16 protein-coding genes and 5 pseudogenes are annotated in these 16,965 nt (G+C 52.6%); 8 read left to right on the forward strand and 13 right to left on the reverse strand.

The features are described 5' to 3' along the window. Positions 1-389: 389 nt before the first annotated feature. The 3 genes and pseudogenes from RHM59_RS25595 to RHM59_RS22190 form a co-directional block, all read right to left on the reverse strand. A pseudogene (locus RHM59_RS25595) lies at positions 390-504 on the reverse strand (transposase domain-containing protein); the annotation flags it as partial. After that, on the reverse strand, positions 505-1,515 hold the full coding sequence (locus tag RHM59_RS22185) for an NAD(P)-dependent alcohol dehydrogenase (RefSeq protein ID WP_322285420.1): 1,011 nt from the start codon (positions 1,513-1,515) through the stop codon (positions 505-507). A gap of 55 nt (positions 1,516-1,570) precedes the next feature. Beyond that, positions 1,571-1,867 (reverse strand): metalloregulator ArsR/SmtB family transcription factor, encoded by a 297-nt coding sequence (locus RHM59_RS22190; protein ID WP_322285421.1) that lies wholly within the window; start codon positions 1,865-1,867, stop codon positions 1,571-1,573. Positions 1,868-2,121: 254 nt separating this feature from the next. On the opposite strand from RHM59_RS22190, the gene RHM59_RS22195 reads away from it, so the two are divergent. Next, complete coding sequence (locus tag RHM59_RS22195) at positions 2,122-2,310, forward strand: AbrB/MazE/SpoVT family DNA-binding domain-containing protein (protein WP_322285422.1); 189 nt, start codon at positions 2,122-2,124, stop codon at positions 2,308-2,310. Between the two features lie 429 nt (positions 2,311-2,739). On the opposite strand, the gene RHM59_RS22200 is transcribed toward RHM59_RS22195, so the two are convergent. From RHM59_RS22200 to RHM59_RS22230, 7 genes and pseudogenes are all read right to left on the reverse strand, one after another. Beyond that, on the reverse strand, positions 2,740-3,303 hold the full coding sequence (locus tag RHM59_RS22200; protein WP_322285423.1) for a carboxymuconolactone decarboxylase family protein: 564 nt from the start codon (positions 3,301-3,303) through the stop codon (positions 2,740-2,742). A 112-nt stretch (positions 3,304-3,415) separates the two neighbouring features. Continuing rightward, a pseudogene (locus RHM59_RS22205) lies at positions 3,416-4,621 on the reverse strand (OprD family porin). A gap of 175 nt (positions 4,622-4,796) precedes the next feature. Then, a complete protein-coding gene (locus RHM59_RS22210; protein ID WP_322285424.1) occupies positions 4,797-5,675 on the reverse strand; it encodes an MFS transporter in 879 nt (292 codons plus the stop codon). A gap of 2 nt (positions 5,676-5,677) precedes the next feature. Beyond that, positions 5,678-6,024 (reverse strand): annotated as a pseudogene (locus RHM59_RS22215) (TraX family protein); the annotation flags it as partial. Next, a complete protein-coding gene (locus tag RHM59_RS22220) occupies positions 6,021-6,458 on the reverse strand; it encodes a YqaA family protein (protein WP_322285425.1) in 438 nt (145 codons plus the stop codon). The gene RHM59_RS22220 and the pseudogene RHM59_RS22215, both read right to left, overlap by 4 nt. A 12-nt stretch (positions 6,459-6,470) precedes the next feature. Further along, entirely contained in the window at positions 6,471-7,607 is a 1,137-nt protein-coding gene (locus RHM59_RS22225; RefSeq protein WP_322285426.1) for a nickel/cobalt efflux protein RcnA, read from the reverse strand. An 8-nt stretch (positions 7,608-7,615) separates the two neighbouring features. Continuing rightward, entirely contained in the window at positions 7,616-7,915 is a 300-nt protein-coding gene (locus tag RHM59_RS22230; protein WP_032894820.1) for a metal-sensing transcriptional repressor, read from the reverse strand. A gap of 106 nt (positions 7,916-8,021) precedes the next feature. On the opposite strand from RHM59_RS22230, the gene RHM59_RS22235 reads away from it, so the two are divergent. The 6 genes and pseudogenes from RHM59_RS22235 (at position 8,022) to RHM59_RS22260 (ending at position 11,981) form a co-directional block, all read left to right on the forward strand. Beyond that, positions 8,022-8,381: a hypothetical protein gene (locus RHM59_RS22235; RefSeq protein ID WP_322285427.1), complete on the forward strand. Its 360-nt coding sequence runs from the start codon at positions 8,022-8,024 to the stop codon at positions 8,379-8,381. Positions 8,382-8,428: 47 nt separating this feature from the next. Beyond that, positions 8,429-9,166, forward strand: coding sequence for a HupE/UreJ family protein (locus tag RHM59_RS22240; protein WP_322285428.1), 738 nt, complete (start codon positions 8,429-8,431; stop codon positions 9,164-9,166). Between the two features lie 12 nt (positions 9,167-9,178). After that, positions 9,179-9,814: a transmembrane anchor protein gene (locus RHM59_RS22245; RefSeq protein WP_322285429.1), complete on the forward strand. Its 636-nt coding sequence runs from the start codon at positions 9,179-9,181 to the stop codon at positions 9,812-9,814. Positions 9,815-10,267: 453 nt separating this feature from the next. Beyond that, positions 10,268-10,381: pseudogene (locus RHM59_RS22250) on the forward strand (DUF4113 domain-containing protein); the annotation flags it as partial. A gap of 152 nt (positions 10,382-10,533) precedes the next feature. After that, positions 10,534-11,502, forward strand: a pseudogene (locus tag RHM59_RS22255) (DUF4113 domain-containing protein); the annotation flags it as partial. Between the two features lie 275 nt (positions 11,503-11,777). Then, the gene (locus tag RHM59_RS22260) at positions 11,778-11,981 is read left to right on the forward strand and encodes a hypothetical protein (protein ID WP_322285430.1); all 204 of its coding nucleotides are present in this window, start codon (positions 11,778-11,780) and stop codon (positions 11,979-11,981) included. A gap of 164 nt (positions 11,982-12,145) precedes the next feature. Here RHM59_RS22260 and RHM59_RS22265 read toward each other — a convergent pair whose 3' ends face one another. The 3 genes from RHM59_RS22265 to RHM59_RS22275 all read right to left on the reverse strand — a co-directional run bounded on the left by RHM59_RS22265 (position 12,146) and on the right by RHM59_RS22275 (position 13,994). Next, a complete protein-coding gene (locus RHM59_RS22265; RefSeq protein WP_322285431.1) occupies positions 12,146-12,358 on the reverse strand; it encodes an AbrB/MazE/SpoVT family DNA-binding domain-containing protein in 213 nt (70 codons plus the stop codon). Positions 12,359-12,653: 295 nt separating this feature from the next. Then, positions 12,654-12,845 (reverse strand): MbcA/ParS/Xre antitoxin family protein, encoded by a 192-nt coding sequence (locus RHM59_RS22270; protein WP_322285432.1) that lies wholly within the window; start codon positions 12,843-12,845, stop codon positions 12,654-12,656. A gap of 1,050 nt (positions 12,846-13,895) precedes the next feature. Then, positions 13,896-13,994 (reverse strand): antitoxin Xre/MbcA/ParS toxin-binding domain-containing protein, encoded by a 99-nt coding sequence (locus tag RHM59_RS22275; protein ID WP_322285433.1) that lies wholly within the window; start codon positions 13,992-13,994, stop codon positions 13,896-13,898. A gap of 832 nt (positions 13,995-14,826) precedes the next feature. On the opposite strand from RHM59_RS22275, the gene RHM59_RS22280 reads away from it, so the two are divergent. After that, positions 14,827-16,395 carry an SIR2 family protein gene (locus RHM59_RS22280; RefSeq protein ID WP_322285434.1) on the forward strand — a complete coding sequence of 523 codons (1,569 nt, stop codon included), beginning with the start codon at positions 14,827-14,829 and terminating at the stop codon, positions 16,393-16,395. Positions 16,396-16,965: the final 570 nt, after the last annotated feature.

Consider the following 16,965-nt stretch of genomic DNA (forward strand, 5'->3'; position numbering starts at 1 on the left):
TTTGCGTTCGAGCAATTCAGATCGCATTGCCCAAAGCATGCACAGGAGAAGCACATGAGGTGTCCAAAAGACCCCAAAATTAGGTAGGAACATTGCCCAATCTCGCGTTGCTAGATAGGCAGATACCAACGCTCCCGATATCAGTGCTAATTTTACCAGTCGCCCGGACACTTCAGATTCCGAAAACTTCTTTCTCATTTGTTATCTGTCCTTGATGTCCTCGGCTCCATCTATGCCTCTAGTATCGCTCTAACGCGTACATACTTAAATGGCAGACCAGGGTCACAGCCACTAAAAGTACCAGACCAGACCAGAGAAGCGTTCTCCAGCCCGATCTACGTTGGCATTGCCAAAATACGGTAAGTGCGGAAGTATCCCGATTTGCGTAACTAAACCGGTTGCCATTTATGCGGCAGCAATTCGGAAATCTCTCTCGCCCGCTGCGTCGGCAGCGGCATCAGCACATCTTTGATAGGCATACGGATCATGCCCATTCATGCGCGCTTAGATATCCAGGCATATTTTGCCAAAATGCTGGTTGGTCTCCTGATACTTGAACGCTTCGACAATCTCGCTCAAAGGGAAATGACGATCAATAATCGGGCGCATACCATTAGCATTGATGGCTCGGATCATGGCTTGCTGCTGGCTGCGGCTGCCCACCAATACACCCTGCAGACGCACTTGCTTGATCAGTGCCGGTACAAAATTCATTGCACCGCTTACGCCACTCAATATCCCTATGACGGAGATGTGACCAGCAACCCGAATTGCAATCATCGATTGCTCAAGCGTTGCAGGGCCGCCGACTTCTATGATGTGATCAACGCCACGCCCACCCGTTAGAGCGCGTGCAGTTTCGCCCCAGTTAAGGTCTTTGCGGTAATTGATCACATGATCAGCGCCTAGGGCTTTCAGACGTTCAAGTTTTTCGTCGCTTGAAGAGGTAGCAATGACGGTAGCACCGGCCATTTTAGCGAACTGCAGGGCGAAAATTGAAACGCCACCAGTGCCTTGGACGAGCACGGTGTCGCCCGGCTTGAGTGAGTCATCGGCCATCAGGGCGCGCCATGCAGTAAGGCCGGCGGTGGTAAGCGTCGACGCTTCAGCATGGCTGTATCCAGTCGGCGCGAGGGTGAACGATGTGGCTTTGGCCGTCACTTGCTCACGAGCGTAGCCGTCGATGCCATCACCTGGCACGCTAACAAAGCCTTCAACCAGTGGCGCACCGCTGATCCACTCCGGGAAGAAGGTGCTGACGACTGAGTCACCCACCTTGAATTCAGTGACATCTGGGCCGACAGCAATGACTTCACCTGCACCATCGGCCATGGGAATGCGCTTTTCGCTAGGGCCCCACATACCACTGACCACCGCGAAGTCGTGGTAGTTCAGCGAGTTGGCGTGAAGGCGCACGGTGATTTCGCCACGCACTGCGGCTCGGACTTCGCTGCTGCCAACCACAACCTTTTCATAGCCACCACCGGGTTGGACAAAAATAGTTTTGCTGCTCATGAGAGTTTCCTTTTGTTTTCTAGTTTCGCGAAATAACGAAATGAGAGGTTAAAAATTACAATTCCATGGTCAACCTAGCCGCAAAGTCATCAATCGCCTCCTCGTTGCGCCGGTAGTAAGTCCATTTTCCGATGCGGGTAGTTAGCACGAAGCCTGCACGTTGCAAGATAGCTAAGTGTGCAGACGCGGTAGAAGGCGAAAGCCCTGCCTTGTGCTGCAAATGGGTTACGCACACCCCTATAGCAGGATCGCCATGATCTTGAGGTGGGAAATTACTGAGGGGGTCTTTGAGCCACTCCATCATTTGCATGCGAGTGTCATTGCCCAGGGCTTTGAGCTGTTCGAGTATCATGGTGGGCTATGTTACGGGTTTTTACAAAATGTTCAATAAGTAATCTATTACACTTCGCAGGGGTTTGAATCAAAAAAAGCGCATCCGGCTGAATCGACCCTACTTTTGTAAACGCATTGAATGACTGCTTGTACTGCCCCGCTCTGGCAGACATCCCCGGTCTATGCTTCATCGTCCGCTTCTGGCCGATAGCTGTCAGTAGGAGCCATGCGGGCGTAGCATAGAACCCCATCAATCCCGGGAGGGCCTTCCCTATGAGTGAATCCTTGCGGACAATCGTAAAATGCCAAGATCCTGGTGATGGCAGCGGAGATGTCATTATCGATCTCCCACAGGATCTCCTTGCAGAAATGAACGTCGGTTTGGGTGATTCCTTGAGCATCGAGTTGATCGGCGGATCGATAGTGCTAAAGCCAGTCCGCGACACTGACACGCAATCTTGAGGCCGCTAACGGCCGATTATGTTGAAAAAGCCGGCCTTAGTTTCCATGGAAAAAAAGTAAGCGCCTGAGATTGAAATCCAGAATTTTCGCAGAAGCATTCGGACTGAGATTTCACGTAGCAGCGTGCTAGAGGGAGCTTTTACCGATCAATTTTTCGGCAGTTTGAAAAAACCGACTTTTTTTCAACACAATCGGCCATAAGCAGTCATTCCACATCATGTTGGCGTTTTGCCGGCGCAAGATCAGTAACGTAACGGCCAAAAGCGAACGGTCCGTACCTCCACAAATCAAGGATGATTCGATTTGCCTGGTCGTGCTCTACTTTCCCCGCTGAATGAGCGTTGCGGTTCGCATTAACTATGATCAAGCCCCGGTATTACTGTCACCAGTGCCCGCTTGCCACTGAGCCCTGTCTAATCATAAAAGCGTTTATGACTCTACGAACGGCAGTGGTGCATCGGTATCACGGCGAACAGAGAAAACATTCAGGGTCATCGCGACAAGTGCGTAATATCCGAAGAGCCCTATCAACTCGACGACAGCGGGCTCTCCAAACGCTTGAATAGCTTCTGCATAAAGACCGTCGTCGATACGGTGAGTCTCGTACAGCGTCTTACCCACTCGATACACCAGCAGTTCATCTACTTGGGTGAATTGCGGGAATGCCTTCTGGCGCAGCGCCTCGATTATCTGGTCAGATAGACCCGCCGAGCGCGCGATCGGTTCATGAATCTGCCACTCGGCCTGGGACTGCCACCATGAAGCGGTAAACAGGATCGCCAGTTCGGTCAAACGCAGTTCCAGGCGAGTGCCATAACGACAGAACGCGCCAAGCCGCTGAGCATGGTTGGCCAGTTCCGGACTATGAATCCAGGCCAGGAACGGACCGTCCAGATTACCTCGCGGGCCGCTGAGGATATCCTTGAGAACTGCGCGCTGGGCTTCATCCATGTTCGCTTCGGTCAAGGAACTCAGTCGCGATTGAATAGCCATGATGATAATTCCTCAGAGACCTTTAAGCGTGATGTTCACAGCGTGAACGAGTTTTTCGGCGATCTCGTCCAGATGATGATCTTCGAGAATAAACGGTGGCGCCAGACAGGGATCACCATAGTGCCAAGGTGTAACCGAGGATTATTCGGTTCTCATCGACAGCGGTGGTCAAGCCATTGCCTGAGCGAAACGTCACGTTGCGCCAGCGTATGCTGACGTCCTTTATACCCCGCTCTGGATGACATACGCGATATCGGTGTCGCGTTCGCGCTCTGTGCCGTTATCGAGGCTGGCGGTCTTGGCGTGACGGCCGTCGGTGTAACGGGTCATAAAGGTCAGGCCGGGAATGCCCTGGGCGGCGAAGTTGCAGTTGCCAGGAGTCCTCGTCGGCGCGGGTGTAGGTGTTGTAGGTCACCAGGTTGACCACGTAGGGATCGCCACCGTTGAGAAACGGGAAGGCGCTGGCACCGGACAACTGCTGCCAGGTGGCGCTGACTTTGTGCGCGCCCTGGGCCAAGGTGAACATGCTGTTGAAGTTGCGGTTGTCAATGCGCCCGGCGCGTTCGGCGCCGTCGCCGCGGCTGTCGAAGTAGCGCAGGTCGCTGCGTAGGCTGAAGCCATTGCCCAACGGCTGGGTGTGTACCAGACCGACGAACTGCTGGCGATAGATCTGATCGAGCTTACCGTAGTAGTAGCTTAGGTTCAGTTGCGGGTTGAAGGCGTAGCTGCCACCGGCAAAATCGAAGCGGTCGCTGCTGGCGATGCCGTAACCGATGTCGTCATTGCTCGACGAGTCGCGCAGATTGGTTTTGGTCAGACGTCCGGTATTGACCGTCAGGCCGCTGATCTCCTGGCTGGTCAGCAAGCCGCCCTGGAAAGTGGAGGCCAGCATACGATTGTCATTATAGGTCGCCACTGGTAGCAGCGGTTGTAGGGTACCGATTTTCAGTACGCTTTTGGATACGCGCAATTTGCCGGTCAAGCCCAGCGTGCTGAACTCGTCGGCCGGTTCGCGGCTATCGGGGCCATATGGCAGTAGACCGGTTCCTCGCCGGTCAGGGCTGGAGTCGAGCTTGACCCCTAATTTCCCGAGGGCATCGAGGCCAAAGCCGAACGTGCCATCGGTGTAGCCAGACTCGATCCGCGCCGTGAAGCTCTGGGCCCATTCAGCGGCCATGGACTGCGGTGCATTGTCCTGACGGAAATCGCGGTTGAGGTAGAAGTTACGCATTTCAATTCGGGCCTTACTGTCATCGATAAAGTCGGCCGTAGCGGGGGGAGAGCGCGCTGGTGCGCCAATTATGATCATGACCAACATCAGTTTTTTACGGGCGTGAATGTATGCGGGATTCATTATTTTTATTCCCTTGAAGCAGGCGGCTTTTCATTCAGGAAGGTGGTGAGCGAGTTTCCGGTTCACCTCGATTCGTCGGAGCAAACCTACAATGGTCGCCCTCTTGGTATTAGTTTAAAAACGGCGCCACCTCTCTTCTCTAGTGCGCATTGGCAGTAGCCAAGCGAGCGGAGCTTTTCTTGCCAGGCAGGTGACTGCGTACTAGCAACAACGCGATGACGGCGGCGGCCATGCCGGCGCCGAGCATTACCAGGTAGCCGGAGAGGCCACCAAAAGTGATCACAGCCGCTCCAATGAAGGCACTCAAAATGCCCCCCATCCTGCCGAACGCCAGGGCTGTAGCCATGCCAGTTGCACGAACCTCTGTCGGATAGACATAGGCGCACAAGCCATAGAGCGAGGTCTGTACGGCATTAACAAAGAAACCGTGGATGCCAAAGCCGGCAATGACTAAACCAGCGTTATGACTGATATCGAGGCCCAACATCGCAAAAGCGCTCAGGGCGGCTAGGGACGCACAGATCAACAACGGAACGCGTGACCCAAATCTGGTGATGGCATAGGCGCAAAATAGCGAACCTAGCACCCCCCCCAGGTTATGGGCGGCCAGGGCCTGACTGGCCAACGCCATCGATAGGCCCTCGGCCGAGAGTACGGCCGGTAGCCAGTTGAAAGCGCTATACAGTGATAGCACGACGCTGAAAAATGCCAGACATATGGCAATAGTGTCCCGCGCGAAAGCCGCCTGAAACAGAGCTTTAAAGCCTAACTTCTTAGGTGATGCACGTTCTGCACTGTCGGCGAACTCAGAACTCTCTGAGATGGTGTGCCCCATGCGTTTTAGAATATGAATAAGTTCGGGCCAGCGTCGTTGGTGGCGCGCCAAATAGCGAGGGGACTCGGGCAGAAACACGAAGAGCAGCAAACTTAACAATACGGGCATTGAACCGCCAACCCAAAACAACCACTGCCAACCATGGCGAGATAGAACCCAAGCGGCAAAGAGGCCCGCGATCATCAGGCAATCACCAGTCCCAATGCCAGCGTCACCAACACGTTTAATGATCCCGAGGTGCTGATGTAGCGATAAGGCACTTCTGAAATGGCGGCGAACAACAGCATCAATGCAAGGTATCGACCGTCGCAGCCGTCAGCAATTCACCCTGTTTGGAGCGCGCCACGTTGGCTGCAATAGCGACACAGAACAACGGAAAGGAAAGTCTCCCCGGAATGAACAGATTGCTCAACTCCGGCCACACCAACCGCAAGTGATCGATAACCATGGTCAACATCGCTAGCCACTTGATCAGATCCAGGCTACTGCTTCGGCTCTTGAGTGGGGAAAGCGGGACAGTAGGCATCGTCATGCCCACCCCAGTGTGACGGCGGTCAGCACGAGATAACGCACGCCCTTGGCCAAGGTGACAATCAGCAGGAAACTCCAGAGTGGCTCGCGCATGACTCCAGCGACGACTGTCAGCGGGTCGCCAATGATGGGCACCCAGCTCAACAACAGTGACCAGCGCCCGTAGCGCAGATAGGAATGCTGAGCTTTTTCTAACTTGCTCTCGCTCAGGGGGAACCAGCGCTTGTGGCGAAATCGCTCAACGGAACGGCCCAGAAGCCAGTTCAGTGCGGAGCCAAGCACGTTGCCAAAAGTGGCGACTGCCAAGAGCGTAGAAACGACGTACCGGTCGGAGAGCAACATCCCGACCAGCGCGGCTTCAGACTGCATTGGCAATAACGTGGCGGCACCGAATGCCGCCACGAACAGACCAATGTAGCTCGTGAGTTCAAACACGAAAGACTTGCCTCACGCGTTCAGGCCGATCCAGCCATGGAAGCCCACGTACAGACCAACACCAATGATCAGCACGCTGGACAGGTACGGCGCTCGACGAGCCAAGGTGCCCAGCCAAGGCCAACGGTTGGAGGCCTGCTTAGCACCAATTGCCGCAGCAGCACCGACAGTGACTAAGGTGAGCGCCAATCCGATGCTGAAACACAGGACAAGCATGCCTCCCAGCGCGACTTCTTTAACCTGAAGACATAGCAACAGAACGGTAATGGCTGCCGGACAAGGAATCAGACCGCCAGTCAGGCCGAACATAACGATCTGGCCCGTGGTGACCTCGCGATTGGTGAAGCGCTTGCGGATATCGTTGGCATGAGCACGTTCATGCGCATCCTGATAGCCATCAATCGACAACTCTAAGCCTTCCAATTCGGAATGAGCATGCCCGTGATCGTGTTCCTGATACTGGAGATCGTAATCATGGGAGTGATCTGCATACCCAAGACTCAACCGAGCACTGAACTCATGTGGTTCCGGAATATCGACCGCCGACTCCAGGAAGCCGTCGCGCTCAACGAAAGAGAACGATTGGGTGCTACCGTCCGGACGAGTAGTCATCAGGCGAACATCTGAGGCTGCCCAGGCGTGCCCGGTCAGTGTCTTCAGGCGCCAGTGCGGTGGCATGCCTTCCTCGAAGATCGACAGTTCGATACGGCCATGGCCGGTATCGATTCGATGGGTCTCATCATGATGACCATGGTCGTGCTCGCCGTGGTGGTGATCATCACCTTGCTCAAACTTGAACATCTGCTCGCCGCGCCAGGTACGCCATAGCATCCACAGCGCAATCACGATGATCAGCGCAGATGAGGCAAGCTGGAAGTACGGCTCCGTGGTTTGCGCATCCAGGCCTTTGCCCAGGTACATGCCGCCGATAGCGACCAACCACACCACAGCAGTGTGCGACAGCGTCGCGGCCAAGCCCAACAATACGGCTTGTTTTACCGAGCCACGAATGGCCACGATGAAGGCTGCCATCATGGTTTTGGAATGGCCCGGTTCAAGCCCATGCAAGGCTCCGAGCAGAATCGCGCTCGGGAAATACAGCCAGGCGTGAGCCCCGCCTTGTTGCAGCAGTTCAGCGAAATTGGGCATATCCGACCTTAAAGGTACTTAGTGATTTGTTTAAACGCTTCCAGCGGCGCACGCTCGCCATTGCCCAACGCCGAAACGGTGTCCTCCAGGCAGTGGTCAATGTGATCCTGGATCAGCGTGCGCTTAGCTTGGCACACTGCTTTTTCAACAGCGTGCAGCTGCTGAGCAATGTCCACGCATTCACGACCCTCTTCGATCATGGTGATGATGCCGCGCAAATGACCGTCCGCCCGCTTTAGACGCTTGATGATCGCCTCGTGACTTTGGTGGGTATGGGGATGGCTGTGTTCGTGTTCGTGCTCACTCATGACTTGAGCCTCAGGCCTCAATGAATTACGCTGGCATCCTATCCCCCCTAGGGGGATGCGGTCAAACGCGTAAAAGCCCTATAAAACGAGTTGAATCCCTAACGCCATGTTCAGCAGAACACTGACAACGACGGTGGTAATCGCGCTTGCTCTCGCCATGTTTGTGGCCTGGGCCGGGCATACCTATACGTTGTCGGTGACATCTAAACAGCCAGTTTGGGAGATTGCGCAAGACGCCCATCATTCCCATGAGCAACAGGCAGACATGTCGAGTGCGAGCTACTCGGATCATTACCACTCGCCGTTGACCCCTGACCATCAGCACGAAACGCCACAGCTCACGTCCGCCTTGAGTTTGGCTGCACAGCCGAAGCTGTCCATACGAGTTGATGCACGGCAATATTCCGTTCCTCGTCCGCCGATTTTCTTGATCGAGCGTCCACCCCGTCCTTCGTTCGCATCCTGACCATCGCCGCACTGCGGCCTTTGATCCCTGCAACGTAGGATTGATCTATGCATTCGCACTCGATGAGCGGCGTTGTCGCATTCACTGCGCCATCGCACCGCCCGCTACTGCTGTTGTTTTTACTTGTCGCTGCACTTTTCCTCGGGATGCCCGAGGCGATGGCTCACGCCGTCGAGGAAGGTGACAAGGGCTTCATCCAGGAAAGTTCCGGCGTCATGTTGCTGCCCTTCATCTACCTGGGCGCAAAGCACATGATGACGGGCTACGACCACCTGCTGTTTCTGTTCGGGGTGATCTTCTTCCTCTACCGCCTGAAAGACGTAGGGCTCTACGTCACGCTGTTCGCTGTAGGCCACTCGGTCACGCTGCTGCTTGGCGTGCTGACCGAGGTCAGCATCAGCTCCTACATCATCGACGCCATTATCGGTTTTTCGGTGGTGTACAAGGCGCTCGATAACCTGGGTGCGTTCCAGCGCTGGTTCGGTTTCCAACCCAACACTAAGGTGGCCACGCTGATCTTCGGCCTGCTCCATGGATTCGGGCTGGCCACAAAGATCCAGGAGTACGAAATCTCGCCTGATGGCCTGATTCCGAACCTGATCGCGTTCAACGTCGGCGTCGAGATCGGCCAATTGCTGGCTCTCAGCGCAATTCTCATTCTGATGGGGTATTGGCGTCGCACGGGCAGTTTCTGGCGCCACGCCTATACCGCCAACGTCGCCATGATGAGTGCCGGTTTCCTCCTGATGGGTTACCAGATCACCGGCCTGTTTGTCTCCGCGTAAGGAATTCTGACCATGTTTAATACTCCGCTTCCAACCGTTAATGAATTGCCTAGCACTCGCAAACTGGTGCGTTCGACTGTCATTGCACTGCTGACTGCGGTCGGTCTGCTGGTGACCGTGGTCATGCCTTCGGAATATGCCGTCGATCCTACGGGTGTGGGACGCGCACTGGGCCTGACCCAAATGGGCGAATTGAAGATCATCCTTGCCCAAGAGGCATTGGCGGATGCAGCGCCGCCGCAAGCAGTAGCTCCAGCTCCACAGATTGCGCAAATCCAGCCTGCTGCGTTACCTGCAACCCAACCAGCGGCTACACCTGCCCCAGCTATGAAGTCGAATCAAATGACCGTCACACTCAAACCAGGTGAAGGGACAGAGATCAAACTTGAAGTGCTGAAGAACAAGACAGTCAGCTATGAATGGGCAGCGGCTGGCGGGCTTGTGAACTACGACACCCATGGCGAGCCCTACAACGGTGAAAAGGGTTACTTCCACAGCTACAACAAGGGCAAGCAGGTCAAAAGTGATAAAGGTGAGTTCACTGCCATTTTTGACGGTACTCACGGCTGGTTTTGGCGTAATCGCAGCAATAACGACGTGACTATTTCGTTGAAGACGAACGGTGACTACCTGAACGTCAAACAGTAATCCGAAACCAGCAACGGTTGTCCTTCTGCCAAAACGCGGGACTCAGCCTGATCACAGACCATTTTTTTCATCCATTTTTGTAGAGTCTTCCCATGAAAACCCCAACTTCTCTGATTCGTTCGATGCTTCTGATCTGCTTCCTAGGCCTGATGACGGCATGCGGCGGTGGCGAGAAAGGCGCAACCTCCGAGAGCGCCGAGCACGGACATTCGCACGAGTAACACCTGAAACAAACAAGGCCGCGATTGCGGCCTTGTTTGTTTCTATGTGACGACACCGTCCTCTGGGCCAGCGATTGAGTGACACAAAATGAATGTCGGCTCTGGGTCGTTCTCTGCCGGTCGTATCTACGGCGTGTGCTGGTCAAGTCGAATGCAAACGATTGGTCAGCACGGATGCAATTGACTGGTCATTAGCAATGCAAATGGGTGGTCAAGTCCATGCAATTACACAAGCGTCCCTGTATCACCTGAATGGGGTATGAGGAGAGAGCTTAAGAGCCGCAGTTATACAACCAGGTTGGATGAGCTTTGGACTGTTGGATCGGGCTCATCTTGGTCACGCTAGCTTTCATCGCCACAATTCGCGTATCTGCCGTGGACACCACGTGATCCATTTTTGTGAAAAATGCTTGTGGTCTATGGGCATCAGATACCTAATCTAAACCCTCACAAATATTCATTCAAACCGATGCCCATGGGTTGACATCTTTCCTTTAAATCGATGAAGCATTCGCCGATTTGACTGGCATTCCTGGCGATTTGACCGCGTTCGGCCGCACCATCCGTGCGGCTATCTATAAATGTACTGGCATTCCGGTGGGTGTCGGAATTGCGCGTACGAAAACGCTGGCAAAACTGGTAAACCATACGGCGAAGCGCCTGTTATCAAAGACTGGTGGAGTGGTGGATATCTGCGACCCGTTCAACCGCGACTGGACGCTTCGCAACACTGACGTCGGCGAAGTGTGGGGCGTTGGTAGAAAAATGAAGGCGCATCTTGAGGTTATGGGAATCAAGACGGCGATGGACTTGGCCAAAGCGGATCCGTGGACATTGCGGCGAAAATTCAGCGTGGTAATGGAGAAGACTGCACGCGAGCTTGCGGGTACACCTTGCCTTGAACTGGGAGAGGTAGGGCGCCCTAAACAGGAGATATGCTGCAGCCGGATGTTCGGCAATCGCCTGACTGACATCGAGCCAATCAAAGAGGCCGTGGCCACCTACACTCAGCGAGCTGCGGAGAAGCTGCGAGCGCAGAACTCACTCTGCAAAAAGATCAGAGTCAGCATCCGCACTGGGATGTTCAATCCCGAAGAAGCGAAGTATGCGAACGGCGCACTGGTCGAACTTCCCTATTCCACTAATGATGTGCGGCTGATGACCAAGGCAGCAACCGAGGCGGTGAACCGCTTGTTTCGACCGGGGTTTAAATACAGCAAAGCAGAAGTACTGCTTATGGATCTTCGACAGCCTGGTGAGTTTACTGATGACCTGTTCGCGCATTCGCAGCCGGTTGAGGCTGAAAAAGTGATGAGTGTTCTGGATGAAATCAATGGTCGATGGGGGCGGGGCACGCTTCGTGCGGCGAGTGTGCCAGTCGCGCCCGGATGGGCGATGCGGCGGGATTTCATGAGCAGCAGTTTTACCACCAAGCTTGAGCAGCTCTGGACGGTTAAAGCGAAGTAAATTCGAATTTATGGCAACGCAAGCACACGCTGTCCGAGACTTACAGGTGACGTCAGTTTGAAGAGGGTCTCGGGCCTCTGCTGCTGTAATCGTAATGGGGGTCGGGGGCCTAATGGGCAGGGGCATTTTTTTAATTAGACGCCTGGCGGGTTGATGATGGATGTGAGCCGCTGACATAAAAGAAAACGTTGACGGTAATTTTTCGCTACTTCAATTCGATCTATCAAAGCGTGCACACGCAGCTATGCTGAAAAACTCAACGGAGGAGTAATGTCATGGCCGACATGCAAGCACGGGAAGCACTCATCGCCATTTTGAGCACAGCTGCTGCTATGGGAGTGGATATCGATCTGCTCTGTCATCTATCCGTAGCGAAGCTCGACACCAACCATCTAACTTCAAGTCACAGGCCCTACGTTGCGGGGGCGATTTATCAGATCGGTGTCTGCATGAATTATGTTGTAGACGTTCCGCGTTGAGCGGTGCATACCCTGACCAAGCGACCAGTCTGAACGCTGGTAGGGTGACGTCTACAAACTATAACGCTGTGAGCGAATTCGAGAAGTGCTTCCAATCGGACGGTTTTTTTTGATTCCAAAATCGGCACGTTGTTCTTAAGCTTTTTTGGGTTGGGGCGTTGTTATCACTTTGGTATTTTGCTGTCCCACGCTTCTACCAGCTCATCGATTCGATCGGGAACCTTAGGTGTCTTGGAGAGAACCAAGCAACGTGTATTGCCAATGAATTCCTCAATGAGGAAAAGCTGATCACCTACGTCAACACCTAGTTCTTGAAGCGTCTCGTCAGGGATGCGGATCGCGCCATCACCATCCCAGTCCTCAATCGTGATTTTCATGGGTGCCCGATTTCCGTTATCTCGGTAAGTGGGATGTTGGAAAGCACAGACAGTTTTACCCGAGAAAAACGTAACCATCCGGGCAGTACCCGTTCCTGAACCCTACGCTTAGGACGATGGAGGCCCCAAATTTATGATGCCACAAATCCGGTAGCATCGGAATTTTCAAATGAGCAGTCAAAGTAATTTGCAATCGAGCATCTTCACGTGGGTCGCCTGACTTGGGCTAAACGATTCAGTGTAGTAAAGAAGGGCCTCGGCATCGTTTCCGTTTCGGTTGCGGTTAAAGAAACAATTAAGCGAAATACCCGTGTTTGATACGCTCAAGCTCAACCCTGACCAGTAGGTATCCTTCAGCCTCGCGTGCGAGATCCAGTGGCGCACGGTCACCCAGAGTTTTTTTGGGCTGATTGAGCCAAGCGTCTGCCTTTTCTTTGTTGCCAAAAATCTGTTCGGCTTGGTGCTGGATCTGCTCTAGATAATTCATCCCTTGATCTCATGGAATGGGTGCTGAGGGTAGACCGGTCAACGATCGATGGGTACCTGTGCATTAGATGGCAGAAGCCGTAATGGACAAAGTGGATCACGTATTCCAACTTGTGTTCAAACCTAGCGGAGCACCGACGACGCATCCACTACCAATGGAACGCCCATACATTCATTTACAGAACCTGCGTATCGAAGTGCAATCATCGCTTCGGCGGGTCTGTCGGGGAGAGTGACCAGATATTTTCGACATTCTTGCCGCTGCTTGCCGTTAGTACATTAGATGAGCGTTTGATGACAAAGCAATAGAGGATTCGTTAGATCCGGTACTTTGGTCAGGGTTCAAATACAGCAAGGAGCGCATGCAATTTTTTGCACATTTCCTAAATCTCTAAAACCCTTACAGAGCGCAGCTTTTAGCTCACCATTAGTAAAATATTTGCAGTTAATTTTGCACATGTCTGGTAAGCGGAGCTCGCAAGCGCAGGATTGGGTTTACTGACGCAGGCTGACCTATCCAATCCTGCAAGCCATAACCGTCATGCAGACAACGGTCTGATTCAACGCAAGGCCCATCGCTACGAAAGTACAGCCGACGCCAAACGGTAGGGCAGTTGAAACTAGGGACTTTCGCCATTCCAGAATACGCCCTACCACAGCACCGGCCAGCGCACCGGGGAAGTTTAGAAGGTATCCCACCCACGCCATCGAGTCGGGGTGGCTAGCTGAGAAAACCCATGCCCCAAACAGGGCCAGATAGGTTGAGAGGGCAATAGCGGCCGCCGCGATCAATGGGTAAGACGCACGAAGCACACACAGTACAAGCAGCACGGCCACATGCGGCGCCCAGTAATATAAAAAATTGGGAGCGAACCACTTTAGGTCATGTGGGGCTAGCCCAGCGGCTACCAATGCACCAGAGAGCAGGGTAAAAATTTTTACCCATCTGGGCAATTTATGGAGCGAAAGCGATTGCATGGATTTCCTTATCATCGAGTGTGGATGGTAGCTAACCTGTTGGCCGGCTGAGCCTACCGGGTGACCACCGCCGTTAGAATGAGAATCCGTGCCTGATACGCTCAAGCTGATCCTTGACCAGTAGATATCCTTCCTCCTCTCGTGCGACCTCAAGTGGCGCTCGGTCACCCAAAGCTTTTTTGGGCTGATTGAGCCAAGCATCAGCTTTTTCTTTGTTGCCAAAACCTGCTCGGCTTGGTGCTGGATCTGCTCTATGTAGTTCATTTTTGGGGCTCTGGGATGCGCGGGTGTAGCTACGGGCGAGATCGGTGAACGATTAATTAGACCGACCTTCGGGAGCGGGCCCGGAAAACATTATGACAGTCTCGATGGCCCAAAGGGTCAAGGCACCTGCGAGAATCAACGGGCTTGCTTGATTCACGACAGCCGTCCACCGGAGGGGCCACGCAAACATTCAATAAATTAGCCTCACACAGCTTTTAACATGCGCTCAAGTGTTTGATGTTCTCACGTTGGTAGTAAAGCAATCGGGTCTGTGCCGAAGCGATTGCCAGCGTCGAAAGTCCATCGCCTGCAATCTGGGCACAGGCATTCCTCGCAGTAGTCCAGCTCATCGCAATCGGTGTAGATCGTAATACGCCATCCTTCGACATCAACAATGAATTGGCATGCATAAACCTCATCCTAAGTCTGCACACCTACCTTCTTCATTAAGCGGCGTTCGAAAATGACTTCTAGGCTCTATAGTTTAGTCGGCGCGGTGGCACTCTTTCCCCAGAGTCGTGCGACTACCTACTTTAGAATGAAGCATCTATTCGCCTAGGTGAAAGCGCTAAGTATTTGCTAGCTATAGCTATAAAGTGTTCGTAGTACGGCCGCCCTGAAGCTACCATAAGGTCATGATCAAGACTGCCGTCCTAAGGCAAACGGATAGGCCGTCGAGAGCTCATCGAGACGATTTTCACCTAGCGCCTAGGACGCTAACCACTAAAGGGGAAGTCAGAGTGACGTTCAAGGAAAGCCTGAATCAACACTTCAAAAAATTTGAGGCATCTCCGATGCTGTTTATCGGCTCAGGAATGTCACGCCGGTATCTTGGCGTGGAAAGCTGGGAACAGTTGCTCCAAAAATTCTGCTCCTTGATAGGCGAGAACTCCCTCCGGCTTAAGACCAATTCCAGCGGCGACTTACCAAAGTATGCTCAATTGCTCGCCGAAACTTACTGCAGTAAGTGGTGGGAGCTCCCCGGTTCGGAAGAGACGTCTCAAGAATATAAAGCAGATATGCTTAATGAGAGTTCTATTCTAAAAATTGAAATATCCAAATATTTAAAATCAGCCCACACAAATATCAGCGGAGAGTATCAGGCCGAGTTAGATCTACTGAGCAGAGCGAATATTGACGGTGTTATAACGACAAACTGGGATTGCCTTATTGAGCAGTTATTCCCAAAGTTTACCAATTTTATTGGCCAAGACGGCCTTATCGCAGGCAGGAGCCATGGAATTGCGGAGATTTACAAAATTCACGGATGTTCGAGCCAGCCAAACTCACTGGTGCTCACGTCAAATGATTACCAAGAATACCGCAGAAAAAACCCGTATCTCTCTTCTAAACTATTAACCATATTTATAGAGAGACCGGTAATCTTTCTAGGCTACTCGCTTACTGACCCCCACATCGCAGATATCTTGGAAGATATCATAAACTGCTTCCCTGAAAAAAGCCTGGACTTCCTTAGAGATAAGCTGATGTTCGTTGAGTGGAAGGATAAACTAGACGGCCCGACTATAACTGACTCGGTGATTCACAAACGAATCCCTGTAAAGTTGATAACAACAAGTAGTTTTATCGAACTATTCGAAGTTCTCGCCGAGACCAAGAAACGCATACCTGCACACATTTTCAGAACCATTAAAGATGAGCTTTATGAGTTGGTTATTACCGATGACCCTAAAGGCCAGCTTTATGTGCGCCAGGAGCAAGATTTAGGGAAGAGTGATTCTCTGACCGAATTCGTCGTCGGATATGGCGCTATCTCTACGGTAAAAAAGGGCGAAGCCATTGCTAAGCAGGGGCTAGTAGGCCTAGAGCGAAGCCACCTCCTTAGGGAGGTAATCTTCGAAACAGGAAGCTACGAAGCTATCGACGTGGTGACAAGCGTATTCCCTAAACTCGCTAAGGGCGCTCAGAGGCTCCCCGTATTCTATTATTTAAAAAAAGCAGGATACCTGACCGAGACGGGGGAGCTTACGGAAAAGTCCTCTGATTTATGTGAAGGAGCCCATATCCGGTATAAATTAACTATCGAAGATTATCGAAGCAAGGGATACGAACTCCGAAGATCGAAAACAATTCCACAGGTTAATAACAGTGTTAATGAACTATACCAGGCACTTGACTTCAACGTCTTCCTTCGCATGCTACCTTACATGGAGCCGGAACTAATAAAGCATGGGCAACAAGACCTGTTTGAAATCTTGAAAAAACATGCCGACACAACTCATGTCATTAGCGATTTTGCGAAAGCTGTGTGTCTGTACGATTTAATCAAGAACAGCGGTCGATATTAGCTAAGGGCCTTCCATGATAGCCAACCTGCCAGAGTTAAATTGTAGACCTCTATTCGCAGCGCCTTTTACTCGGTTACCTCGCCAGTGCTACCCAGCGGATTGCCAATCAAATGATATAATCTTGGAGCGAGTACCTTTGCCTCACTTAGCGTCTGAAGAATTCTTCCTGGATCATCGCTGGCTCCGGGAAAGAATGGTGCAGGTGAGCGCTCAATTATTCGCGAGCGTATCAAGCGCTGCGAGGAGGTTTGGCTAGCGGACGAGGATCTCTGAAAAGGCGGAGGTTCGATTGAACAACTGCTTTAAGCTCATGACCAACCTCAGCAATTGTTTCATACTGGGTGCCAGCCTTTAATGCCAGCCTTTAATGCCAGCATAGCGGTCGAATCTGCTTCATTTGAAATCGTGTTTGGGTGCACGTCCGACGCTTTGCTCTTGAGAATCGGAGCGCTTCGCTGACTCCGAAATATGCTCCTTCAGCGGACGCGCCCCAAGCCCAGATCCGCAGCGAAATGGGCGTTATGGAGAGTCGCCGTTAGAAAGCGTATCCGTGGGTGATTCGCTCAAGCT

The sequence above is a fragment of the Pseudomonas sp. MH10 genome (assembly GCF_034353045.1).
Lineage (GTDB): Bacteria > Pseudomonadota > Gammaproteobacteria > Pseudomonadales > Pseudomonadaceae > Aquipseudomonas.

What these genes read in the sequence shown, in the direction of transcription:
- RHM59_RS22185 (WP_322285420.1), bottom strand. Translation starts at nt 1,515, where the DNA reads ATGAGCAGCAAAACTATTTTTGTCCAACCCGGTGGTGGCTATGAAAAG.
- RHM59_RS22190 (WP_322285421.1), bottom strand. Translation starts at nt 1,867, where the DNA reads ATGATACTCGAACAGCTCAAAGCCCTGGGCAATGACACTCGCATGCAA.
- RHM59_RS22195 (WP_322285422.1), top strand. Translation starts at nt 2,122, where the DNA reads ATGAGTGAATCCTTGCGGACAATCGTAAAATGCCAAGATCCTGGTGAT.
- RHM59_RS22200 (WP_322285423.1), bottom strand. Translation starts at nt 3,303, where the DNA reads ATGGCTATTCAATCGCGACTGAGTTCCTTGACCGAAGCGAACATGGAT.
- RHM59_RS22210 (WP_322285424.1), bottom strand. Translation starts at nt 5,675, where the DNA reads ATGATCGCGGGCCTCTTTGCCGCTTGGGTTCTATCTCGCCATGGTTGG.
- RHM59_RS22225 (WP_322285426.1), bottom strand. Translation starts at nt 7,607, where the DNA reads ATGCCCAATTTCGCTGAACTGCTGCAACAAGGCGGGGCTCACGCCTGG.
- RHM59_RS22230 (WP_032894820.1), bottom strand. Translation starts at nt 7,915, where the DNA reads ATGAGTGAGCACGAACACGAACACAGCCATCCCCATACCCACCAAAGT.
- RHM59_RS22235 (WP_322285427.1), top strand. Translation starts at nt 8,022, where the DNA reads ATGTTCAGCAGAACACTGACAACGACGGTGGTAATCGCGCTTGCTCTC.
- RHM59_RS22240 (WP_322285428.1), top strand. Translation starts at nt 8,429, where the DNA reads ATGCATTCGCACTCGATGAGCGGCGTTGTCGCATTCACTGCGCCATCG.
- RHM59_RS22245 (WP_322285429.1), top strand. Translation starts at nt 9,179, where the DNA reads ATGTTTAATACTCCGCTTCCAACCGTTAATGAATTGCCTAGCACTCGC.
- RHM59_RS22260 (WP_322285430.1), top strand. Translation starts at nt 11,778, where the DNA reads ATGGCCGACATGCAAGCACGGGAAGCACTCATCGCCATTTTGAGCACA.
- RHM59_RS22265 (WP_322285431.1), bottom strand. Translation starts at nt 12,358, where the DNA reads ATGAAAATCACGATTGAGGACTGGGATGGTGATGGCGCGATCCGCATC.
- RHM59_RS22270 (WP_322285432.1), bottom strand. Translation starts at nt 12,845, where the DNA reads ATGAATTATCTAGAGCAGATCCAGCACCAAGCCGAACAGATTTTTGGC.